This window comes from Collinsella aerofaciens (assembly GCF_018785265.1).
Taxonomy (GTDB): domain Bacteria; phylum Actinomycetota; class Coriobacteriia; order Coriobacteriales; family Coriobacteriaceae; genus Collinsella; species Collinsella aerofaciens_AI.
Map to the genome: position 1 here is coordinate 14,171 of NZ_WQPK01000030.1, position 22,038 is coordinate 36,208.

The window sequence follows — 22,038 nt, forward strand, 5'->3', positions numbered from 1 at the left end:
CGCAGCGTCTGTCCACTCGTTTGGACACAAGGGTCACCTTCGGGTGGCCCTTCTTTTTATCTGATTTGCATGCAAGGAGGGCCTGGTATGGCCAACATGACGAGCTCGGTTTCGGCATCGCAGGTTGCCGGTGAGTTGGCGAGCGCTACGTTTGAGGAGATTCCTGCCCTCGTGGAGCATTATCGCGAGGATCCGCGCCAGCAGGTGATCAAGGCTTGCGAGCGTGCCCTCAAACGCCATGCCAAAGAGCTTGCCGAGCGCGAGCGCGTCAACGGCATGTATCAGCTTATGCATGAGCTCGGCGGTGATGGTGTGGTCGTGGGCGTCGACGAGGTGGGCCGTGGCTCGGTAGCGGGTCCCTTGACCGTGTGTGCCGTGTGTCTTCCGATGGAGCCGCGCATCTGGGGCATCAACGATTCCAAAAAGCTCACGCCCGCGCGCCGCGAGCTGCTCTCGGTGAAGATAGCCGAGGTGGCGACTGCCATCGGCTTTTGCCATATCGCTCCTGCGGATATCGATGAGATGGGCATGGCCCGTGCTATCCGTACTGCCGTTGCGGGCGCCGTGGCCGATACGGGGCTCGAGCCCGATTGCGTGCTTATGGACGGTAACCCCTTGGGCGCCGTTCCTAACGAGCGCGATGTGGTGAAGGGTGATGCCAAAATCGCCTGCATCGCCGCGGCGTCCATCATGGCCAAGGTCACGCGTGACGAGATGATGGTCGAGTACGACGCCGAGTATCCCGAGTACCATCTGGCCGAGTCGAAGGGCTATGCAAGCCCCGAGCATATCGAGGCCATTCGCAAACATGGACTTTGTCCACTGCACCGCGTGAGCTTTTGCGGAAACTTTCTGCAGACTGAGCGCCTTTTCTAGGTCAATTGTGGAGACAGGGACCTCAGGGGTTTTATAAACCTGCTGGTAGCGGGCCGTATGCAACACCATTGCTGCGTACGGCCCGTTTTTTGACGGCATTTGGTCAGCTTTTGGTTTGCTTCCGGTACTTACCCGCATGAAAGGTGCCCTCATCATCGGGGCAATGCAGCGTGCGGGAAAGGAGACCCCATGAGTGCCGCAAGCAAAAAGAGCAAGACGCAGCAGCTCAAGGAGCGTTGGGAAAACGGCGAGCTCGACTGCGGGGCGATGACGCCCGAGTTTATCAAGGGACTCAGTCCCCGCGAGCTTGGCATGCTGGGCGAGCTGATCACCATCGACTACTTTAACGAGCGCGGCTACACCTTGCTGGAGCAGGGTTATCGTTGCACCGAGGGCGAGGCCGATCTGGTGCTGCTCGATGAGCTCGACGATGTCGTGGTGATGGCCGAGGTCAAGACCAGACGCGTCGCACTGGATTGCAACACGCGGGTCTTTCCCGAGGAGGCCGTGGACGTCCAGAAGCAACGCCGCTACCGCCGCATCGCAAGCTGCTATCTCATGGAGCATTATCCGCTCAAGGCGATTCGCTTCGATGCCGTGGGTGTCACCATTCGCGGCGGGCATATCGCCGAGATCGAGCATCAGTACAACGCGTTCGATTGGCAGGTGTCGTGATGGCGTTCGAGACGTTTGCCGTTCACGCGGCCTGCATCCGCGGCGTCGAGGCGATTCACGTCACGGTCGAGGTCTCGCTTGCCGGTGGCGTTCCGGGCATCCAGATGCTCGGCATTCCGAGTATGGAGGTGATGGAGTCACGCGGTCGTATTCGCTGCGCGATGCGCTCCGCCGGGTTCGAGATCCCGCGCTCGGGCATTACCGTTAACCTGGCACCCGGCGATATCCGCAAGACCGGTAGCGGCTTTGACCTGCCCATCGCCATCGCGGTTCTAGCGGCCGATGAGCAGATTCCCCGTGACAACCTCGATCGCTGCCTTATCGCAGGTGAGCTTGGTCTGGACGGTACGGTGCTTCCCGTCAAGGGCGAGGTGGCGTTTCAGCTATTGGCTCGCGACATGGGGCTGTCTTTTATCGCCGGCAGGTCCGACCAGCATGTGCCACTCGCGGGCGTAGATTGCGGCTTTATCGACCATCTGTCTCAGCTTGCTCATGGCATGGGCGATGCCGCACGGCACTACTTGGATTCCGAGGGTGTCGAGGCGACCTTTGAGCCCGAGCTCGACTATGCAGACGTGCTGGGGCAGGAAGTCGCTAAACGCGGCATGGCGCTTGCGGCGGCAGGAGAACTCGGCTTGCTCATGATCGGGTCTCCGGGATCGGGCAAGACGATGCTCGCACGCCGTATGACCGGCATCCTGCCCGAGCTTTCCGTTGAGGATCAGCAGGAGGCACTGTGCATCCATTCGGTTTTGGGTGAGAACATTGATGGCTTGTTGGCGGGGCACCGCCCCTTCCGCAGTCCCCACCACAGTATTTCGACCGCAGGCCTTATCGGCGGCGGGCGCCCGGTGCACCCGGGTGAGATCAGCCTTGCTCATGGCGGCGTGCTCTTTTTGGACGAGCTTGCCGAGTTTCCCACTGGCGTGCTGCAGACGCTGCGTCAGCCCATCGAGCGCGGCTACGTGAGGATCGTACGCGTCGACGGGGCTTTTACCTTCCCGTCGCGCTTTCAGCTGCTGGCTGCGAGCAATCCCTGCCCCTGCGGCTTTTTGGGCGATCGCGAGGTGCCGTGTCGCTGCTCGGCGGCGATGGTCGAGCGCTATCGGTCTAAACTGCGCGGTCCTTTGGCCGACCGTATCGACATGATGATCGATGTGACCCGTCCCGACCCTCAAGTGATTATCGAGGGTGCGGAGGGCATGTCGTCGGCCGAGTTACGTGACTACGTTGTGCGCGGTCGCGCCTTTCGCGCTTGGCGCGAATCCCGCATGGACGATGCGGATGCCGAGGCCGAGGATGACGAGACTCGGTCCATTGACGGCGTCGTTTCGACCTTTGAGCTCGATGATGCGGCGGAGAAGTGTGTGCTCGGCCTGTCGAAGCGCACGCATCTCACAGGGCGTGGCATCGTGCGCCTTGTTCGCATTGCGCGCACGATCGCAGATGTCGCCGAGAGCGAGCAGGTGACGCAGGACCACGTGCTCGAGGCGGCGATGTACCAGGGAAGGAGGGACCAATGATGGCTGAGGGGACCTTCGAGCTGCATCCAGGTGACGCGTTGTATCCCGAGACCGTTTTGGAGCTTTCTGATGTACCTCAGACGCTCTATGTGCGCGGCAACCCCGAGGCGCTTTCGACGCCCGCGCTCTCCATCATCGGTGCGCGAAAGGCCTCGCCGTATGGTCTTGCCGTGGCAGAGCTTGCGGCGAAGGTGGCGGTTGAGGCGGGAGTGACGGTAGTTTCGGGCGGTGCAGTCGGTTGTGACCAGGCCTCGGGTTGGGCTGCGGTCAACGCCGGCGGCAAACACGTCGTGGTGCTGGGGACGGGCGCCGACGTGGTCTACCCGCGTTCGAGCGCGGGGCTTATTACGCGCACGCTCGATACGGGCGGCGCGGTCGTGTCGATCTCTCCGTGGGGCATGGGTCCGCGCAAGTTTGCCTTTCCGCGTCGCAATCGCGTGATCGCGGCCCTGTCGCAAGCCCTCTTTGTATCCGAGGCGGGTATGCCTTCCGGGACGTTTTCTACAGCCGAGGCTGCTATGGATTTGGGGCGCGAACTTCTTGCCGTGCCGGGGTCGATCCTATCGCCCGAGTCGCGTGGCACGAATTACCTCATTGCGAACGGTGCCTGCTGCATTGTCGACGAGGAGTCCATCGAGATGGCTATCTCTCGCATATACGGCACCCTGCGCTACTCGCGCCCCGATGCTCCCGGCATTGCCGACCTGAATCCAACACAGCAGACCGTGATGCATGCGCTCATCGCCTCTCCGCTCAAGGTCGACGACATCGCGGCGCTCGTCTCACTCGATGCTGTCGGCGTACTCAAACTCTTGGGTTCGCTTGAACTCGAGGGCCTTATCGAGCGCATGATGGATGGAAGGTATGCGCCCTCCAAGTTTGCCCTTCACGCCCAGACGCCCTTCGGTCACAATGGAAAACGTGTCAATTAGAAAGGTGTTTGCAGATGCAGTTCGATCAGGTGACGGTTATCGGTGGCGGTCTGGCGGGTTCGGAATGCGCGATCCAGCTGGCAGACCGCGGGTTTGCCGTAAAGCTGTGCGAGATGCGCCCCCAGGTGAGCTCCCCGGCTCACCATACCGATCACCTGGCAGAGCTCGTCTGCTCCAATTCGTTTAAGTCGACCCGTCCGGATTCCGCGGCTGGTTTGCTGAAGGCCGAGCTTGAGCGCATGGGTTCAGTCCTGCTCGACTGCGCCCATCGCGCTGCTGTTCCCGCTGGTGGCGCCCTGGCGGTCGACCGTGTTACATTCTCCGAGCTCGTCGAGGCTGAGGTTGCCGCCCGCCCCAATATCGAGGTCGTTCACGGCGAGGTCACCCAGATCCCCGAGGGCCACGTGGTCATTGCCGCGGGCCCGCTGTGTTCACCGGCGCTGAGCGAAGAGGTCATGAAGCTCGTTGGTGGCGACGCCCTTGCGTTCTTCGATGCCGCGGCGCCGATCGTCGATGCCTCCACGCTCGATATGGACGTGCTGTTTTCGCAGTCGCGCTACGAGGAGCAGGGGAGCGGCGACTATCTCAACGCTCCGCTCAACAAGGAGGAGTACGAGGCCTTTATCGAGGCACTTACCACGGCCGACCGCGTGGTGCTCAAAGACTTTGAGGGCGGCGATCTGTTCCAGGCCTGCCAGCCTGCCGAGGAAGTTGCGCGCACCGGCAAGGACGCCATTCGCTTTGGCGCCATGAAGCCCGTCGGCCTCACCGACCCGCGTACCGGACGTCGCCCCTGGGCGGCGATTCAGCTGCGTGCCGAGAACAAGGAGAAGACCGCCTATAACCTGGTGGGCTTCCAGACCAACCTGACCTTTGGCGAGCAGAAGCGCGTCTTCCATATGGTGCCGGGCCTGGAGAACGCTGAGTTCTTCCGCTACGGTGTCATGCACCGCAATACCTTTGTCGACGCCCCGCACGTGCTCGATGGCACCTTTGCCGTGCCCGGTACCGGCGTGCGCCTGGCCGGTCAGATCACCGGCACCGAGGGGTACATGGAAGCCGTGGCGACCGGTCTGCTCGCGGCGCTCAACACCTATGCCGAGGCTATCGGTGTCGCGGGCGTCGAGTTGCCGCGCGTGGGCGCCCTGGGTGCGCTCGTGGGCTATGCGACCGATCCTGCCACCGTGGGCTATCAGCCTATGCATGTCAACTTTGGCCTGGTGCCGCCACTCGAGGATGGTAAGCGCCGCAGCAAGCGCGACCGCTACCAGGCCTATGCGGACCGTGCGCTCGAGGCCCTTGATGCCTATCTGGCCACTCGTCCTGATCTGTTTGGAGGCGACCGGTCATAGCCTTTGGCCTGTACGACACCGTCGACTCGTTTATCGCCTATATCTCACGCGTTGAGGGGCTTTCTCCCAACACGGTGACGGCCTACGGCTCGAGGCTGGAGCGCTTTGCTGCCTGGTGCGAGCGCGAGGATATCGATGCTTTCGCTGCCGACGTGCGCACCATTCGCCGCTATCTTGCCGAGCTTTCGCGTGAGCAGGTGGCTCCCCGAACGCTTGCGGCGCATCTGTCGGCTATCCGATCGCTCTATCGATGGATGGCTGCCGAGGGGGTCGTGGAGGGCGATGTGGTCTCGGCAATTTCCTCGCCCAAGCTCCCGCGCGATCTACCCGGTGTGCTGACGACCCAACAGGTGGAGGCGCTGCTCAAGACGCCTGATACCTCAACACCCGCGGGACTGCGCGATGCGGCGATGCTCGAGCTGCTCTATGCCTCGGGCGCCCGTATCTCTGAGCTCGCAGCACTCAATGTGGAGTCCATTGCGTGGTCCGAACGTACGCTGCGCCTGTGGGGCAAGGGGAGCAAAGAACGTATCGTCCCTCTGTATCGTCGTGCGCTCGAGGCGACGCGTCTCTATATTGAGGAGGGGAGGCCGGAGTTGCTCGCTCAGGCAAAGCGTCGTGACCCCGCTACCGGGCCGCATCCGCTGCTTATATCGGCGCGCGGTAATCGCATGAGTGCCGCCATGCTCAGGCGGCGGTTTCATATGCTGGCGACGCTCGCCGGCATTCCGGCCGACATCGCCCCGCATGCGATGCGCCATACCTTTGCGACCGACTTGCTCGAGGGCGGCGCGGACCTGCGCTCGGTTCAAGAGCTGCTAGGTCATGCGAGCCTGTCCACGACGCAGATCTACACGCATCTCACACCCGATCGGCTTAAGCGGGCTGTGGCTCAAGCCCATCCCCGCGGCGAATAGTGGCTGGGACGTCCCGTGCCGCGCTCAGGTGTGTGGTTTTGATTGCGGGTTGGCAGGAAGATGCATTCCTGCTATCATTCATCGGGTTGCTTCACGGCAACAGGTTTTTATCACGCACGCGCGGCTACTTCATACCGTGGTGCCCGGGCTTTGGTAGCACATGTCCGGGTTGGTTTTGGAGGATGACCCCGCGCGGAGGCAAACCACAGGAGGTTTAACATGGCTACCAAGATTAATATCCGCACCCTGCTCGAGGCCGGCTGCCACTTCGGTCACCAGACCCGTCGCTGGAACCCCAAGATGAAGCCGTTCATCTTCGGTGAGCGCAACGGCATCTACATCCTCGACCTCAAGCAGACCATCCTCGACGCCGACCAGGCCTACACCTTTGTCAAGAACGTCGCCAAGGGTGGCAACGTGCTGTTCGTCGGCACCAAGAAGCAGGCTCAGGAGGCCGTCAAGAACGCTGCTGAGCGCGCCAACATGCCCTACATCAACCAGCGTTGGCTCGGCGGTATGCTGACCAACTTCGTGACCATCCGCTCCCGCATCAACCGCATGGAGGAGCTCGAGGCCATGGTCGAGGACGGCCGCATGGCTGTTCTGCCCAAGAAGGAGCAGGCTGTTCTGGGTAAGGAGCTCACCAAGCTCCAGACCAACCTCGGTGGCGCCCGCGATATGAAGGGTCTGCCCCAGGCTCTCTTCGTCATCGACACCAAGCGCGAGGAGAACGCCATCAAGGAGGCCCAGCGCCTGAACATCCCCGTCGTCGCCCTGATCGACACCAACTCCGATCCCGACGAGGTCGAGTACGGCATCCCCTGCAACGATGACGCTATCTCCGCCGTCACCCTTATGTGCGAGCTCATGGCCGACGCCTGCCTCGCCGGCTCCGGCAAGGAGCAGGTCTCCGAGGCCGAGATGGCCGCTGAGCCCAAGGCCGAGTAAATCAGTCTTAGTTAATTCTTTTTCATCTCTTTGAAAGGAACCACAATGGCCCAGATTACCGCCGCTATGGTCAAGCAGCTCCGCGAGATGACCGACTCCCCGATGATGGAGTGCAAGAAGGCTCTCGTCGAGGCTGACGGCGACATGGACGCCGCTGTCGACGTTCTGCGCAAGAACGGCCTCGCCAAGGCTGCCAAGAAGGCTGGCCGTGAGACCAACGAGGGCGCTGTCGCCGCGTTCGTCTCCGAGGACGGCAAGTCCGGCGCTCTGCTCGAGCTCTCCTGCGAGACCGACTTCGTCGGCTCCAACGCCAAGTTCACCGGCTTTGCTTCCAAGGTCGCTGAGGTTGTCGCCACCACCGAGCCGGCTGACGTCGACGCTCTGCTCGAGAAGCCGATGGGCGAGGAGACCGTTTCCTCCGAGCTCACCGAGATGATTCACATCATGGGCGAGAACATGAAGATCGCTCGTTTCGCTGCCCGCAAGGCCGAGAACGGCGCTCTCGCTTCTTACATCCACATGGGTGGTAAGATCGGCGTCCTCGTCGAGTTCGCTTTCGAGAAGGCCGAGACCGCTCAGGCCGAGTCCTTCAAGACCTTCGCTCACGACGTTGCCCTTCAGGTTGCCGCCGTCGCCCCGATCTGCGCTACCCGCGAGCAGGTTCCGGCCGAGACCGTCGAGCACGAGAAGCAGATCTACATGGCTCAGGCTGCCGAGTCCGGCAAGCCCGAGGCTATCCAGGAGAAGATGGCTGTTGGCCGTCTGGAGAAGTTCTACAAGCAGTCCGTGCTCACCGAGCAGGAGTTCATCAAGGACAGCTCCCTCACCATCAAGAAGTACGCTGAGCAGGTCTCCAAGGAGCTCGGCGATACCATTACCGTCGTTGCCTTCGACCGCCTGGTCCGTGGCGAGTAAATAAGCTCTTGTAGCTGGTAATGAGCAGGCTGTGGGTTTTACTCACAGCCTGCTTTTTCATGGCTCTGAGCAGAGCCTTTGCTATCATATTGTGAGTCTATTAAAAGGAGGATCGTTTTGTCCGACATCCGATATAAACGCGTGCTTCTGAAGCTTTCCGGCGAAGCGCTGATGGGCGACGGCCACTACGGCATCGACCCCAAGGTTACCGACCATCTTGCCAAGCAGGTCAAGGAGCTGCTCGCCGTAGGCCATGAGGTCGGCGTTGTTGTCGGCGGCGGCAACATTTTCCGCGGCATGGCCGGCGCTGCCGGTGGCATGGAGCGTGCCCAGGCCGATTATATGGGCATGCTTGCGACCGTCATGAACGCGCTTGCCCTGCAGGATGCCTTCGAGCACAACGATGTTCCCTGCCGCGTGATGAGTGCTATCCAGATGAACGAGATCTGCGAGCCCTATATTCGCCGTCGCGCCATCAACCACCTGTCCAAGGGCAACGTCGTTATCTTCGCTGCCGGTTCGGGCAATCCGTACTTTACGACCGACACCGCCGCGGCCCTTCGCGCCTGCGAGATTGGTGCCGAGATTCTGATCAAGGCCACCAAGGTCGACGGTATCTACGATAAGGATCCCGTCAAGTGCGCCGACGCCGTCCGCTTTGACAAGATCACCTATCACGAGGTGCTTGTCCGCGGCCTGCAGGTTATGGATTCCACGGCTACGGCTCTGTGCCAGGACAACCGTATGCCCATTTTGGTCCTCAACATCGATGGCGAGGACACCGTCAAGCGCGCGCTCGCGGGTGAGCCCGTCGGCACGCTCGTCTATCAGGAGGATTAAGCATGGCAGAGAACATCACCGCCCACATGGACAAGTCGCTCGAGTCCCTCAAGCACAACTTCTCCAAGGTCCGTACCGGCCGCGCTAGCGCCAACATTCTGTCTGACATCACCGTCGACTACTACGGTGTTCCCACGCCGGTCACGCAGGTTGCCGCCGTTAAGACCCCCGAGGCCCATATGCTGCTCATCGAGCCGTGGGACAAGGCGCTCATCAACGCTATCGTCAAGGCGATCAGCGCCTCCGACCTGGGCATTACCCCCAACTCCGATGGCACCGTCGTTCGCCTGCCGTTCCCGGCTCCCACCGAGGAGCGTCGTCGCGAGCTCGTCAAGGAGTGTCGCGAGTACGCCGAGCAGGCCAAGGTCTCCATCCGTAACATCCGTCGCGACTTTAACAATAAGCTCGAGCGCGACGAGGAGCTCACCGAGGACGACGTCCGCCGCGAGCAGGCCAAGGTCCAGAAGCATACCGATGAGTATGTTGCCAAGGTCGAGGAGCTTCTGAAGGAAAAAGAAGCCGAGGTCATGGAGATCTAAGGTGCAATACGACGAGCAAAAACTGGTCGAGTACTTTGCCGACGCCCCTGCGGGCGTCGGTTTTTCCGACCTTGACCTCAATAATATTCCGCACCATATCTCGTGCATCATGGACGGCAACGGTCGTTGGGCCACGTCGCGCGGTCTTGCACGCACCGAGGGTCATAAGGCAGGTATCCTCTCGCTGCGCGAGATCATTACCGCCTGCGTGCGCCTGGGCGTCGACGTGCTTTCTGCCTATGCGTTTTCTACCGAAAACTGGAACCGTCCGCAGCATGAGGTCAACGTCTTGATGCATCTGTTTGCCAAGACGTTTATCGACGAGCTGCCTCTTCTGAAGCGCGAAAACGTGCGCGTTGTCTTTTTGGGCGACATTTCCGCGCTGCCCAAGAAGACCCGCGACGTTTTTGAACGCGGTCTTGCCGAGTGCGCCGACCACACCGGTATGACGCTGGCGCTTGCCGTCAACTACGGCGCGCGTGCCGAGATTACCCGCGCTGTCCGTCAGATTGCACTCGACGCTGCCGCCGGTAAGATCGATCCTGCCGCAATTGATGACGACATGGTGGCTTCCCACCTCTATACTGCCGGCCTTCCCGATCCTGAGCTTGTGATTCGCACCTCTGGTGAGCTGCGCCTTTCGAACTATCTGCTGTGGCAGGTGGCTTATTCCGAGTTCTACGTCACCGATACCTATTGGCCCGACTTTGATCGTTGGGGCCTTGTCGACGCCATTTTGGCCTATCAGGGCCGTGACCGTAGGTTTGGTGGACTGAGCAAGACCGAGGAGGCTTAATCGTGTCCGATCGTCCCAAGGCATCTGCTCCCAAGACGCCTGCGCGCAAAGCTGCCACTGCGGGAGCGCCTGCAGCGAAGAGCGGCACCGGTTCGTGGCTGGCGGGCTTTATTACCCGTGCCGCCGCCGGTATCGTCTACGCCGTAGTCTTTATCCTGTGCCTGGTTTTGGGTATCGTGCCCACGGCCATCTTTGTTTCTGTCATGAGCGGTCTGTGCTGCTATGAGTTTTTCCGTATGACAAGGCTCGATGGCAAGATGGCTAACGAGCGCATGGGTATCGCTGCCGCCGTACTCTTTCCGCTGTCGGCGTTGGGCGATTCGATGTTGCTGAATGCCCTGCTTTTTGCCCTGATGCTCGCTGTGGGCATTTGGTATGTCTGGTCGCCGCGTACCCGCATCTCTGATGTGGCAGTGACGCTCATGGGTCCCATCTACACTGGCTTTATGCTGTCGGCTATCGTGCTGCTGCGCGATGCCGTGCCCGGTTTTGCCGGTGCCCTGCTTTCAGTGGGCGTTTGCGCGTCCCTTTGGGTCTCCGATTCGTTTGCCTACATCGTGGGCAGCCGTATCGGCAAGCACAAGATGGTTCCCAAGATTTCTCCCAAAAAGAGCTGGGAGGGGTTTGTCGGCGGCATCCTGGGCTCGGTTTTGATTTGGCTCATCCTGTGGGCGACGCACTTCTACAAGCTCAGCCTGCCCTATGCGCTGCTGTGCGGCGTGGTCGTGTCCATTCTGGGCGTTATCGGCGACCTTATCGAGTCGCGCATCAAGCGCGGTGTGGGCGTCAAAGATTCCGGCAACCTTATCCCGGGCCACGGCGGAATGCTCGATCGTAGCGATTCGCTTATCTTCGGTTGCATCACCGCGCAGCTGTTGCTGATGATCGGAGGCGTGCTGTAATGTCCTTCCAGACGACGTATGGCCCCGATGGACGCCTTCGCGTTGCCGTCCTGGGTTGTACGGGCTCTATCGGCACCCAGGCGCTCGATGTGTGCCGCCAGCATGCCGATCGCCTGCAGGTGACGGCGCTGTCCGTTAACTCCAGTACCTCTGAGCTCGTTGCCGCTGCCCGTGAGTTCTCGGTTCCGGCGGTTGCCGTGGCCGATGCCGCTCATGGCGATGACGCCGTGCTGCAGGAGTTGCCCGAGGGCACGCAGCTCGGCGTTGGCGCGCAGGCGGTTTGCGAGCTCGCGCGTCGCGACGATGTCGACTGCGTGCTCGTCGCTATTGTGGGCGCCGCCGGTCTCGAGGCGAGCCATGCGGCCTTGACCTCGAATAAGCGCCTTGCCCTTGCCAACAAGGAGTCCCTCGTCGTCGGTGGCGACTTGCTTATGCCGTTGGCGCAACCGGGCCAGCTTATTCCAGTCGACTCTGAGCACTCCGCCATTTACCAGTGCTATCTGGGGGAGAACCCGCGCGAGGCTCATTGTATTTGGCTCACCTGCTCGGGCGGTCCGTTCTTTGGCCGCACGCGAGACGAGCTCGATCGCGTGACGCGTGCCGATGCCCTCGCGCATCCCACGTGGGCCATGGGTGCCAAGATCACCATCGACTCCGCCACCCTCATGAACAAGGGCCTGGAGCGCATTGAGGCCATGCATCTGTTTAACTGCGACCTCGATTTCATTAACGTGGTCGTGCAGCGTCAGTCCAAGATTCACTCTATGGTCGAGTTCGCCGACGGCTCCGTGATGGCGCATCTCGGTGCATCTGACATGCGTATTCCCATCCAGTTCGCGTTCTCGTATCCCGAGCGTTGGGATACCCCGGCGCCTCGTATCGATTTCCGCGAGCTGGGGCAGCTCACGTTTGATGCTGCCGACATGGATACCTTCCGCTGTCTGGCACTGGCCGAGCGTGCCGGCAAGACGGGTGGCACCATGCCGTGCGTGCTCAATGCCGCCAACGAGGTCGCCGTCGATGCCTTCCTGCACGATGGCTGCAGCTTTACCGATATCGATCGCATTGTGGAATCCTGCATGGACGCCCACGATATGCAGGCGGTCGATTCGTTTGAGCAGCTTCGCGACATCGATGCGTGGGCGCGTGAAAAGGCTGCGCAGGTGCTCGCCGCAACCCGTTCCTAACCCATAAGGATTGCTTTTTCGTTTTATGGATACTGTTCTGAGCGTTCTCTCATCGGTCTTTTGGGGCCTGCTGATGCTTTCCGTCCTCGTGTTTTTGCACGAGGGCGGCCACTTTTTGGCGGCGCGTGCCTGCGGCGTCCGTGTGACCGAGTTCTTTTTGGGTCTGCCGTGCCGTTTTGACCTCCATCACACGTCGCGTCGCATCGGAACCAAGTTTGGCGTGACGCCGCTACTGCTGGGCGGCTATGCTGCCATCTGCGGCATGGATCCCACGGACGTCTCGTGTGCCGATTGCGTGCTTGCGGCTATCTATCGTCACGGTCGCGTGACCGTGGCCGACCTTGCCGCCGAGCTCGAGCTGCCCGAGGAGGACGTGCTCGAGGCCTGTGCCTTGCTGCTGGGGTGGGGTTCCATCGCTCCTTGGTACGAGGAGGGGGAGAAGCCCTCGCCGAGCTATTACCCCACCAAGTACCAGACGCTGCCGCGCGATGAGGCGGGCTACACCACCTTTGACGGGCGTCGGTTTAATCGCGAGCATGCGACCGCCGAGGGCGACGTATGGGAGCTGCCGTGCGATAAGGCCGAGTTCCTTGCGCAAGAGCGCTCGCACACCTATCTTGGTCAGGGTTTTCTCAAGCGCGCCTTTATGTTGCTCGCGGGCATTGTCGTCAATATCCTGACGGGCTTTTTGCTCCTTATGAGCATCTATTCCATCGCGGGCGTCACCGTTCCGGTGGATACCAACGTGATCGGTCGGGTCGACGAGGGCTCAATCGCCGCCAAGGCGGGCATCGAAGCCGGTGACGCGATTCTTTCGGTCGACGGCGCGTCCTGTTCAACTTGGACGGACATTTACGACGCCATTGGTAAGGCTGCGGGTAAGGACGATTTCGCCATTGAGTACGAGCGCGACGGTAAGAAGTTTTCGGCGTCGGTTGCACTCAAAGAGGACGAGCGGCTGGGCGTGTATGCCTCTACGCAGGTGGTCCGTTTAGACCCCATCACGTCGGCGCGCCTGTCCTTCTCCTATGTCGTGCAGACGGCGGAGGGCGTGCTGCGTCTGTTGCAGCCGCAGCATACGATGGAGATTCTCGATCAGTCCACCTCTGTTGTGGGCATTAGCGTTATGTCTTCGCAAGCGGCCGCTGCCGGTCCCGTCACGTTCTTGTCGTTTGCCGCGCTCATTTCGTTCTCTCTGGGCTTTATGAACCTGTTGCCTATCCCGCCACTCGACGGCGGCAAGCTGGTCATCGAGATCATTCAAAAGATCGCCGGTCGCGAGCTGCCGCTCAAGGTCCAGACGATCGTGAGCTATGTGGGCATCGCGCTCTTTGCGTTGCTGTTTGTCTATATGCTTCGTTCCGACATCCTTCGATTTATTCTGTAGGGGAGTGTTTGGATTGTCTTTATCCCATCCTTTGCCTCGCGAGCTGACGCGCCCTGTGCATGTGGGCGGCGTGCAGATCGGTGGTGGCGCGCCGGTGGTGGTCCAATCAATGACCTGCACCGATACCGCTGATGCCCAGGCAACACTTGCGCAAGTGTGCGCGTTGGCGCAGGCTGGCTGCGATATCGTGCGTGTGAGCGTGCCCACTGAGGCCGCGCTTGAGGGTTTCCGCACCATCTGTGCCGAGTCTCCGGTGCCAATCGTTGCCGATATCCACTTTAACAACAAGCTGGCCATTGGCGCTGTGGAGGCCGGTGCCGCCAAGCTCCGCATCAATCCCGGCAACATTGGCGATTGGGCCAAGGTCGATGCCGTGATCGATGCCGCGGGCGCCGCTGGGTGCGCGATTCGCATTGGCGTGAACGCGGGCTCGCTTGAGCAGGATATCGCCGAGCGCGAAGACCTCACGCAGCCCGAAAAGCTCGTGATGTCGAGCGAGCGCTTCGTCAAGCACTTTGAGGACCGCGGCTTTACGAACATTGTGCTTTCGGCCAAGGCCCATAGCGTGCAAACGACGCTCGATACCTATCGAGCCCTGTCGCGTGAGATTCCCCACGTTCCGCTTCACCTGGGCGTAACCGAGGCGGGTACCAAGCTTCAGGGCACCATTAAGAGCTCGGTGGGCCTTGGTATTCTGCTGTCTGAGGGTATCGGTGACACCATGCGCGTCTCTCTCACGGCCGATCCGGTTGAGGAGCCGCCGGTTGCCTGGGGTATTCTGCAGTCGCTGGGCCTGCGTCGCCGTGGCCCCGAGATTGTCTCGTGCCCCACGTGCGCCCGCTGCCAGGTTAACCTCATTCCCATCGCCGAGGAGGTCACCGAGCGGCTTAAGAACTACTCCGCGCCGCTTTCTATCGCTGTGATGGGATGTGCCGTTAATGGCCCCGGTGAGGCTTCTGATGCCGACCTGGGCGTTGCTTGCGGACGTGGTCAGGCCTTGCTCTTTTCGCATGGCCAGATCATTGGTAAAGTAGCTGAGGACCAAATTGTCGACGCGCTTATGGCAGAGGTCGACAAACTTATTGAGGAGAAATAAATGACCCGAGCAATGTATATGTCTAAGCTCTACGCGCCGACGCTTAAAGAGGATCCGGCGGACGCTGAGCTCGCCAGCCACCGTCTGCTGCTCCGTGCCGGCATGATCCGCAAGGAGGCCGCCGGTCTGTATTCCTACCTGCCGCTTGCTTGGCGCTCGATCCGCAAGATCGAGAACATCGTGCGCGACGAGATGGATGCCGCCGGTGCCCAGGAGCTCATGATGCCCATTATGGTCGACGCTGAGCTATGGCGCGAGTCCGGCCGCATCGACGCCTATGGCAAGGAACTCGTGCGCTTCGATGACCGCCACGGCCGCGAGTTCGTGCTGGGCCCCACGCACGAGGAGACCGTGACCGCCCTGGTTCGCAATGAGCTGCGTTCCTACAAGCAACTGCCCGTTAACCTCTACCACATCCAGGATAAGTTCCGCGACGAGTTCCGTCCCCGCTTTGGCCTGATGCGCGGTCGCGAGTTCATCATGAAGGACGCCTACAGCTTCTCTGCCACGCAGGAGAGTCTGCAGGAGGAGTACGACAAGATGAAGCAGGCCTACGCTAACATCTGCGAGCGCTGCTACATCAAGGCTCTGCCCGTTGTCGCCGACTCCGGCGAGATCGGCGGCGACACTTCCGTCGAGTACATGGCTCTTGCCGACGCCGGCGAGGCTTCGCTCGTCTACTGCGACGATTGCGGTTTTGCTGCCGATGACGAGGCTGCAAGCACCAAGGTCGTTGTGACCGAGGGCCCCGGCGATGGCACGCTCACCAAGGTCGAGACTCCGGGTATGGGCACCATCGAGGCCGTTGCCAAGTTCTTCGGCTTCCCCGAGAACGGCACGCGCAAGTCGCTGGCATTGATCGACTCCGAGGGCAAGCCGGTCGTGGCCATTGTCCCGGGCGACCACGAGCTCAATGACTGCAAGGCCGAGCATGTCTTTGGCAAGGGCTACCGCATGATGACCGACGAGGAGCTTCAAGCGAACGGCCTGCACAAGGGCTTTATCGGACCGGTCAACCTGCCCGAGGGCATCCGTCTGGTGTGCGACGAGAGCCTGCGCGATTCCAAGCAGTGGGCCTGCGGTGCCAACGAGGTCGATTATCACTTTACCGGTGCCTGCCCCGAGCGCGACTTTACCGTCGATGAGTGGGCCGATCTGGTCACCGTTGTCGCCGGCGACCCCTGCCCGCACTGCGGCAAGCCGCTCTCCGCTGCCCGCGGCATCGAGGTCTCTCAGGTCTTCCAGCTGGGCACCAAGTATTCCGAGGCCATGGGTGCCACCTTTATGGACGAGGACGGCAAGGAGAAGCCGCTCATCATGGGCTGCTACGGCGTTGGTGTGTCCCGCTCGCTCGCTGCCGTCGTGGAGCAGCACAACGACGAGCACGGTATCGTCTGGCCGGTCTCCGTTGCCCCGTACGAGGTCGCGGTGATTCCGCTCGATCCCAAGAAGGAGGAGTGCGCTACCGTCTGCGAGCAGATCGTTGATGGCCTGTGCGCCGAGGGTATCGAGGTTGTCGTCGACGACCGCGACGAGCGTCCCGGCTTTAAGTTTGCCGACAACGACCTTATGGGCTTCCCGTATCAGGTCGTTCTGGGTAAGCGTGGCCTTAAGAATGGCACCGTTGAGCTCAAGGACCGTGCCACGGGTGAGCGCGAGGATGTGGCGATCGACGAGGTCGTCGCCAAGGTCGCCGAGCTTGTGAAGGCAGCACGCCGTTAATCGACGATTTCGCTTGTAGTTCGATATACGGGACGGCCCCGCATTTCTCCAGATCGGGGAGATGCGGGGCCGTCCTTTTATCTTGTGGCATCCTCGATATCTAAAAGGAAAACCCCACAGCCCATGTGAGCTGCGGGGTTTTCCTTGTGCCTCCGATGCGAAATAAATCGCTCAGATATTACTGATAATCGACGACGTCGATCCAGTTCTTCAGGAACTCATCGTTCACGTTGCGCTTACGAGCGAGCTCGGAAGCGGCGACGATGCTCGTCCACTGACGCACGACCTGCATGGGCATGTCGGCGCGGTCGCAGTAGAGCTCCAGGTAGGCCTCGGCCTGGTCCTTGCTGTTGAGGGCAAAGAGCAGGTAGGTGGTGGCAACGTCGGCAGCAGGGGAGCCCTGGGTGGCGTGTGCCCAGTCGCACACATAGAGCTGGCCGTCGTCGCCGACGATGACGTTGGAGGGGTTGAAGTCGCCGTGGCAGACCTTGAACTCCTTGGTCATGCCGTCCAGACGCTCCTGAAGGTTGTAGCGCGTGGTGGCATTGAGCTGATCAAGGCTGTCGATCATGCGGGCGTACTTGTCGCGCTGACGGTTGAGCAGCGGGGAGGTGTAGCCGTGGATCTCGATCTGGAGGTCGACGAACATCTCGAGGTACTCACCAAAGCGCTGGGGCTCGGCAGTCATCTTCTCGGCAAGGGTGGTGCCCGGAACCTTCTCGGTCACGAGCGCCCAGCCGTTGGCGTTCTCGAGCTGGGAAACCTCGAGCGCCTTGGGGCTGCGGATGCCGCACTCATTGATGCGGGCAAGATTCAAAGCCTCGTTGAACACGTCGGAGACAGGCTTGGTCTCGTTAAAGACCTTGACAATCTTGTCGCCCAGGTCGTAAACGACCTTGTTGCCACGGCGGACGAGCTCGGTCTTGGAATCGGGTAGCAGCATGGTTGCATCCTTTCAACGATGCGATAGAAGCGACGGCGGGGGTGTGTGAAACACCCGTGCACCCCCGCCGTTAAAAACCGTGCTAAAACTAGCAGACGGCGTAATCCTGGGGCTCGCGGCCGTAGTAGGCGTCCAGGTAGAGCTCCTTGATCTCGCTCATGAGCGGGTAGCGCGGGTTGGCGCCGGTGCACTGGTCGTTGAAAGCCTGCTCGGTCATTTCGTCGAGGGTGTCGAGGAAGTACTGCTCGTCAACACCGTAGTCGGCGATGGTCTTCTTGACGCCGATGAAGTCCTTGAGCTCTTCGAGCTTCGTGATGAAGTTCTCGAAGACCTCCTTGTCGTCCTTGCCCTCGATGCCGCAGTACTTGGCCATCTCGGCGTAGTTGTGCAGCGCGTTGGGGTAAGGATACTGGGAGAAGGTGCCCATCTTGACGGGAGCCTCGGCGGCGTTGTAGCGCATGACGCGGGTCAGGATGACGGCGTTTGCGAGGCCGTGGGGCAGGTGATGGAAGGCGCCGAGCTTGTGGGCCATGGAGTGGTTGAGGCCCAGGAAGGCGTTGGCGAAGGCCATACCGGCCATGCAGGAGGCGTTGTGCATCTCCTCGCGGGCATGCGGGTCCTTGGCGCCGTTCGTGAAGCTGGAGGGCAGGTTCTCAAAGACAAGCTTGGCAGCGCGCTCGGAGAGGCCCTTGGTGTAGTCGGAAGCCATGATGGAGACGTAGGACTCGATGGCGTGGGTCATGACGTCGATGCCGGAGGCAGCGGTCAGGCCGCGCGGGGCGGTCATGCAGTTGTCGGCGTCGACGATAGCCATGTTGGGGAGCAGCGCGTAGTCGGCGAGCGGCCACTTGATGCCGGTCTCCTTGTCGGTGATGATGGCGAACGGCGTGCACTCGGAGCCGGTACCCGAAGAGGTCGGGACGGCGACGAAGTAGGCCTTCTTGCCCATCTCGGGGAAGGTGAAGATACGCTTGCGGATGTCCATGAAGTCCATGGCCATGTCCTCAAACTTGCACTCGGGGTGCTCGTACATCATCCACATGATCTTGCCGGCGTCCATAGCGGAGCCACCGCCGACGGCGATGATGACGTCCGGCTCAAAGAGAGCCATCTGCTTGGCGCCGCGACGTGCGCACTGCAGCGACGGATCGGGCTCGACGTCGTAGAAGCAGTCGTGGGCGATGCCCATCTCGTCGAGCTTGGCCTCGATGGCGCGGGTGTTGCCATTCTTGAAGAGGAACTGGTCGGTGACGATGAAGGCGCGCTTCTTGCCCATGACGTTGCCAAGCTCGTCGAGGGCGACGGGCGTGGAACCCTTCTTGAAGTAGACCTTCTCGGGAGCGCGGAACCAAAGCATGTTCTCACGGCGCTCGGCCACAGTCTTAACGTTGATCAAGTGCTTCACCCCAACGTTCTCGGAGACGGAGTTGCCGCCCCAGGAGCCGCAGCCCAGGGTCAGAGACGGCTTCATGCCAAAGTTGTACAGGTCACCGATGCCGCCGTGCGAGGACGGGGTGTTGATGACGATACGGCAGGCTTTCATGACGTGCTCGAACAGGCTGATCTTCTCGGCCTGGGCGGGGTGCACGTACAGAGAGGCGGTGTGGCCCGGGCCACCGGCGAGCACCAGGTGCTCGGCCTTGTCGACGGCCTCCTGGAAGTCCTTGGCGTGGTACATGGCCAGGACCGGGGAGAGCTTCTCGTGGGAGAACTCCTCCTTGGCGGGGTCGGTGGAGGTGACCTCGGCGATCAGGATCTTGGTCTTGGCGGGAACCTCGATGCCGGCGAGCTCGGCGATCTTGGCGGCAGCCATGCCGGGGATGCGGTGGTCGAGAGCGCCGTTCTTGAACATGGCGGCACGCAGGGCCTCCATCTCGGCACCCTGCTTGACGAAGTAGCAGCCGCGCTTCTGGAACTCGGCCTTGACCTGGTCGTAGATGGTGTCGATGACGGTCACGGACTGCTCGGAAGCGCAGATCATGCCGTTGTCGAAGGTCTTGGAGTGGATGATGGAGTTGACGGCGAGCAGCACGTCGGCGGTGTCGTCGATGACGACCGGGGTGTTACCGGCGCCGACGCCCAGGGCGGGCTTGCCCGAGGAGTAGGCGGCCTTGACCATGCCCGGGCCACCGGTGGCGAGGATGATGTCGACGTCGCGCATGACCATGTTGGTCAGCTCGATGGAGGGGACATCGACCCAGCCGATGATGCCCTCGGGGGCGCCGGCCTTGACGGCGGCGTCAAGCACGAGCTTGGCGGCGGCGATGGTGCACTTGGCGGCAGCCGGGTGCGGGGAGATGATGATGGCGTTGCGGGTCTTCAGGCAGATCAGCGTCTTGAAGATTGCGGTGGAGGTGGGGTTGGTCGTCGGGATGACGGCGCCCACGATGCCGATGGGCTCGGCGATCTTGGTGATGCCGTAAGCCTCGTCGCGCTCCAGGACACCACAGGTCTTGGTGTTCTTGTAAGCGTTGTAGATGTACTCTGCGGCGTAGTGGTTCTTGATGACCTTGTCCTCAAGAACGCCGCGGCCGGTCTCCTCGATGGCCATCTTCGCCAACGGGATACGAGCCTTGTTGGCGGCCATGGCGGCCTCATAGAAGATCTTGTCGACCTGCTCCTGCGTGTACGTAGCAAAAAGCGCCTGGGCCTCTCGCATCTGAGCGAGCTTAGCCTCAAGCGCCTCTACGTTGTCCACAATTGCGGGAGTAGTGTTTTCCGGTGACTTTTTCACCATTTGTGTCTCCTTGCGATCGGAGATTTACCCTACGCCTTGCATGATAGCAAGAAATTATTCGGCGAACGGTAAGATTCCCGTAAAAGGCACACTAAAACGCTTCAACCTAATGAAGCGTTTTAACTAATGCTGCATTGCCCCGCTCATCGGGGACAGACATACATGAGTGCTTTCACTCATTTGGGACAGACATCGTTTTGCCATTTTGTCGTTCTGGACCTGTATTTGCCGCCCATTGGATATAAATAGGTTACAGGCTCAGCATTTCGCGTTCCTTCTCTCCTTTTAGGTGTTGCCTGTTCAGTTTTGAAAGGAGAGAATATGCCTCGATGCGCCCGCGCCGTTTCGCTCACCGGCTACTACCACGTTTTTGACCGTGGCAACTCCAAGCAGATTATTTTTGAAGATGACTCCGACCGCTATCGTTTCTTATCGGACATCGCGGACAGGTTTGCACGCCATGAAGTGGCGGTGTTGGCTTGGTGCCTTATGGATAACCACTTCCATTTGATGGTTGATGACCCATATGACAACCTTTCAAAGGCAATGCAGTGCGCATTGACGGCATATGCTAAGTATTTCAATGGGAAAACGGGAAGAACGGGGCATCTGTTTGATAATCGCTATTCGCGGGTCGCGGTTGAGTCGGACACGCAGGCGGTGCAGCTGCTCGACTATATTCATCTCAATCCCGTGAAAGGCGCGCTCGACTCGCTCGAGGCGTACCGTTGGTCAAGCTATAAGGCATACCAGCTGGGCTACGATCCCTTTGACATCTGTGATGCGGCCCCCATGCTCGATATTGTCGGAAGCTCCCGTTGCTATTGTGAGCATCTCGAGGAAGTTGCCGGGCACATCTGGTCAGTGGAGGTTCTTCCACGCCGGCGGATCCCCGATGAGGACGCCCTTGCCGTCGCGCACGAAGTCCTGCCGAGCATAGATCCTGCGCTGCTCAAGGCCCTGCCGCGACCCGAGCGTGATGCCTGTCTTTTGAGGCTCAGGCGGGCGCATCTCACGGTCAAGCAAATTGCCCGTATCACCGGTATCGGCGCTACAAGCGTGACCAAGGCCACTGCAGGCTGGAAGGAGGCTGCGTGAGGCAGGGGCCGAATCGCTGCCGGCACGCGTCATGTCTGTCCCTAATGCGTGAAAGCACTCATGTATGTCTGTCCCGAATGAGTGCAAAAAGGCGCCCTCCACATGGGAGGGCGCCTTTGGTAAGTTCTATGTGAACGCGAGGTCTTTGACCCGGAGAGTCCGAGGTACTTGTTGGTAAGACCTTATTTAGGAGCGCGCAACCTTGCCGGACTTGAGGCAGGTGGAGCAAACGTTCATCTTGCGACGGTGACCATCGACGACGACGTAGACGCGCTGGATGTTGGGGCGGAACTTACGGTTGGTGACGCGGTGAGAGTGGCTGATGGAGCGACCGGCAACGGGGTGCTTACCGCAAACTTCGCAAACTTTGGACATAACTGACCCTCCTTGGGCGACAAACGAACATGTCGCGTTAACAAACAAGCCTGAACTATAGCACAGAAGCATGTCTCTGTGCGCAATCTACACAGAGATATTTCTCTTTTGGCGATAGTGCCCACGCCACGGCCCTGGACGTAGATCCGATATGCGTGCAGCAGAGGGGATTATGCCAGCTCGCAACAAGGTTTTCAAGCGCGTCCCACAAATATATATAGGTTTATGGAGCGATTTGCTCCGTTTACGGATTGACTAGTATTTATGCTCGCATTTGA

20 protein-coding genes are annotated in these 22,038 nt (G+C 60.6%); 17 read left to right on the forward strand and 3 right to left on the reverse strand.

Annotation, left to right across the window (positions count from 1 at the left end; translation table 11 throughout):
• The first annotated feature begins 87 nt into the window (after positions 1–87).
• The 16 genes from GPK42_RS05235 to GPK42_RS05310 all read left to right on the forward strand — a co-directional run bounded on the left by GPK42_RS05235 (position 88) and on the right by GPK42_RS05310 (position 16,607).
• Entirely contained in the window at positions 88–876 is a 789-nt protein-coding gene (locus GPK42_RS05235; protein ID WP_118238098.1) for a ribonuclease HII, read from the forward strand.
• 189 nt (positions 877–1,065) lie between these two features.
• Positions 1,066–1,551 carry a YraN family protein gene (locus tag GPK42_RS05240; protein ID WP_215694008.1) on the forward strand — a complete coding sequence of 162 codons (486 nt, stop codon included), beginning with the start codon at positions 1,066–1,068 and terminating at the stop codon, positions 1,549–1,551.
• Positions 1,551–3,074 carry a YifB family Mg chelatase-like AAA ATPase gene (locus GPK42_RS05245; protein ID WP_055250022.1) on the forward strand — a complete coding sequence of 508 codons (1,524 nt, stop codon included), beginning with the start codon at positions 1,551–1,553 and terminating at the stop codon, positions 3,072–3,074. The genes GPK42_RS05240 and GPK42_RS05245 overlap by 1 nt, the downstream gene beginning before the upstream one ends.
• Positions 3,074–4,006, forward strand: a complete 933-nt coding sequence (locus GPK42_RS05250; RefSeq protein WP_117745984.1) for a DNA-processing protein DprA — start codon at positions 3,074–3,076, stop codon at positions 4,004–4,006. The genes GPK42_RS05245 and GPK42_RS05250 overlap by 1 nt, the downstream gene beginning before the upstream one ends.
• Positions 4,007–4,020: 14 nt before the next feature.
• On the forward strand, positions 4,021–5,358 hold the full coding sequence (trmFO, locus tag GPK42_RS05255) for a methylenetetrahydrofolate--tRNA-(uracil(54)-C(5))-methyltransferase (FADH(2)-oxidizing) TrmFO (RefSeq protein ID WP_215694010.1): 1,338 nt from the start codon (positions 4,021–4,023) through the stop codon (positions 5,356–5,358).
• 8 nt (positions 5,359–5,366) lie between these two features.
• A complete protein-coding gene (locus GPK42_RS05260) occupies positions 5,367–6,275 on the forward strand; it encodes a tyrosine recombinase (protein ID WP_252200135.1) in 909 nt (302 codons plus the stop codon).
• Positions 6,276–6,494: 219 nt separating this feature from the next.
• Positions 6,495–7,223, forward strand: coding sequence for a 30S ribosomal protein S2 (gene rpsB / locus GPK42_RS05265; RefSeq protein WP_006236109.1), 729 nt, complete (start codon positions 6,495–6,497; stop codon positions 7,221–7,223).
• Positions 7,224–7,268: 45 nt separating this feature from the next.
• A complete protein-coding gene (gene tsf, locus GPK42_RS05270) occupies positions 7,269–8,138 on the forward strand; it encodes a translation elongation factor Ts (RefSeq protein ID WP_215694012.1) in 870 nt (289 codons plus the stop codon).
• Positions 8,139–8,255: 117 nt separating this feature from the next.
• Positions 8,256–8,978 (forward strand): UMP kinase, encoded by a 723-nt coding sequence (gene pyrH, locus GPK42_RS05275; RefSeq protein WP_118259777.1) that lies wholly within the window; start codon positions 8,256–8,258, stop codon positions 8,976–8,978.
• Between the two features lie 2 nt (positions 8,979–8,980).
• Positions 8,981–9,517, forward strand: a complete 537-nt coding sequence (gene frr / locus GPK42_RS05280) for a ribosome recycling factor (protein WP_138112676.1) — start codon at positions 8,981–8,983, stop codon at positions 9,515–9,517.
• Between the two features lies 1 nt (position 9,518).
• A complete protein-coding gene (locus GPK42_RS05285; protein ID WP_215694013.1) occupies positions 9,519–10,313 on the forward strand; it encodes an isoprenyl transferase in 795 nt (264 codons plus the stop codon).
• A 2-nt stretch (positions 10,314–10,315) separates the two neighbouring features.
• Positions 10,316–11,215 carry a phosphatidate cytidylyltransferase gene (locus tag GPK42_RS05290; RefSeq protein WP_233524910.1) on the forward strand — a complete coding sequence of 300 codons (900 nt, stop codon included), beginning with the start codon at positions 10,316–10,318 and terminating at the stop codon, positions 11,213–11,215.
• Positions 11,215–12,402 (forward strand): 1-deoxy-D-xylulose-5-phosphate reductoisomerase, encoded by a 1,188-nt coding sequence (dxr, locus tag GPK42_RS05295; RefSeq protein WP_215694015.1) that lies wholly within the window; start codon positions 11,215–11,217, stop codon positions 12,400–12,402. The genes GPK42_RS05290 and dxr overlap by 1 nt, the downstream gene beginning before the upstream one ends.
• Before the next feature lie 25 nt (positions 12,403–12,427).
• Positions 12,428–13,789: a M50 family metallopeptidase gene (locus GPK42_RS05300; RefSeq protein WP_215694017.1), complete on the forward strand. Its 1,362-nt coding sequence runs from the start codon at positions 12,428–12,430 to the stop codon at positions 13,787–13,789.
• A 13-nt stretch (positions 13,790–13,802) separates the two neighbouring features.
• Positions 13,803–14,885, forward strand: a complete 1,083-nt coding sequence (gene ispG / locus GPK42_RS05305) for a flavodoxin-dependent (E)-4-hydroxy-3-methylbut-2-enyl-diphosphate synthase (protein WP_215694019.1) — start codon at positions 13,803–13,805, stop codon at positions 14,883–14,885.
• Complete coding sequence (locus GPK42_RS05310; RefSeq protein ID WP_229090669.1) at positions 14,886–16,607, forward strand: proline--tRNA ligase; 1,722 nt, start codon at positions 14,886–14,888, stop codon at positions 16,605–16,607. It abuts the gene before it with no gap.
• A 178-nt stretch (positions 16,608–16,785) separates the two neighbouring features.
• Here GPK42_RS05310 and GPK42_RS05315 read toward each other — a convergent pair whose 3' ends face one another.
• Positions 16,786–17,550, reverse strand: a complete 765-nt coding sequence (locus GPK42_RS05315; RefSeq protein WP_035138543.1) for an aminoglycoside phosphotransferase family protein — start codon at positions 17,548–17,550, stop codon at positions 16,786–16,788.
• A gap of 88 nt (positions 17,551–17,638) precedes the next feature.
• Positions 17,639–20,287, reverse strand: a complete 2,649-nt coding sequence (adhE, locus tag GPK42_RS05320; RefSeq protein ID WP_117770319.1) for a bifunctional acetaldehyde-CoA/alcohol dehydrogenase — start codon at positions 20,285–20,287, stop codon at positions 17,639–17,641.
• Positions 20,288–20,608: 321 nt separating this feature from the next.
• Between adhE and GPK42_RS05325 the strand changes: the two genes are divergently transcribed.
• On the forward strand, positions 20,609–21,385 hold the full coding sequence (locus GPK42_RS05325) for a transposase (RefSeq protein WP_215694021.1): 777 nt from the start codon (positions 20,609–20,611) through the stop codon (positions 21,383–21,385).
• Positions 21,386–21,571: 186 nt separating this feature from the next.
• On the opposite strand, the gene rpmB is transcribed toward GPK42_RS05325, so the two are convergent.
• Positions 21,572–21,760: a 50S ribosomal protein L28 gene (gene rpmB, locus GPK42_RS05330; RefSeq protein WP_022094725.1), complete on the reverse strand. Its 189-nt coding sequence runs from the start codon at positions 21,758–21,760 to the stop codon at positions 21,572–21,574.
• Positions 21,761–22,038: the final 278 nt, after the last annotated feature.

Bases quoted from the DNA above. Each gene is read 5' to 3' on its own strand.
- GPK42_RS05235 (WP_118238098.1), top strand. From the start codon at position 88: ATGGCCAACATGACGAGCTCGGTTTCGGCATCGCAGGTTGCCGGTGAG.
- GPK42_RS05240 (WP_215694008.1), top strand. From the start codon at position 1,066: ATGAGTGCCGCAAGCAAAAAGAGCAAGACGCAGCAGCTCAAGGAGCGT.
- GPK42_RS05245 (WP_055250022.1), top strand. From the start codon at position 1,551: ATGGCGTTCGAGACGTTTGCCGTTCACGCGGCCTGCATCCGCGGCGTC.
- GPK42_RS05250 (WP_117745984.1), top strand. From the start codon at position 3,074: ATGGCTGAGGGGACCTTCGAGCTGCATCCAGGTGACGCGTTGTATCCC.
- trmFO (WP_215694010.1), top strand. From the start codon at position 4,021: ATGCAGTTCGATCAGGTGACGGTTATCGGTGGCGGTCTGGCGGGTTCG.
- rpsB (WP_006236109.1), top strand. From the start codon at position 6,495: ATGGCTACCAAGATTAATATCCGCACCCTGCTCGAGGCCGGCTGCCAC.
- tsf (WP_215694012.1), top strand. From the start codon at position 7,269: ATGGCCCAGATTACCGCCGCTATGGTCAAGCAGCTCCGCGAGATGACC.
- frr (WP_138112676.1), top strand. From the start codon at position 8,981: ATGGCAGAGAACATCACCGCCCACATGGACAAGTCGCTCGAGTCCCTC.
- dxr (WP_215694015.1), top strand. From the start codon at position 11,215: ATGTCCTTCCAGACGACGTATGGCCCCGATGGACGCCTTCGCGTTGCC.
- GPK42_RS05300 (WP_215694017.1), top strand. From the start codon at position 12,428: ATGGATACTGTTCTGAGCGTTCTCTCATCGGTCTTTTGGGGCCTGCTG.
- GPK42_RS05310 (WP_229090669.1), top strand. From the start codon at position 14,886: ATGACCCGAGCAATGTATATGTCTAAGCTCTACGCGCCGACGCTTAAA.
- GPK42_RS05315 (WP_035138543.1), bottom strand. From the start codon at position 17,550: ATGCTGCTACCCGATTCCAAGACCGAGCTCGTCCGCCGTGGCAACAAG.
- adhE (WP_117770319.1), bottom strand. From the start codon at position 20,287: ATGGTGAAAAAGTCACCGGAAAACACTACTCCCGCAATTGTGGACAAC.
- GPK42_RS05325 (WP_215694021.1), top strand. From the start codon at position 20,609: ATGCCTCGATGCGCCCGCGCCGTTTCGCTCACCGGCTACTACCACGTT.
- rpmB (WP_022094725.1), bottom strand. From the start codon at position 21,760: ATGTCCAAAGTTTGCGAAGTTTGCGGTAAGCACCCCGTTGCCGGTCGC.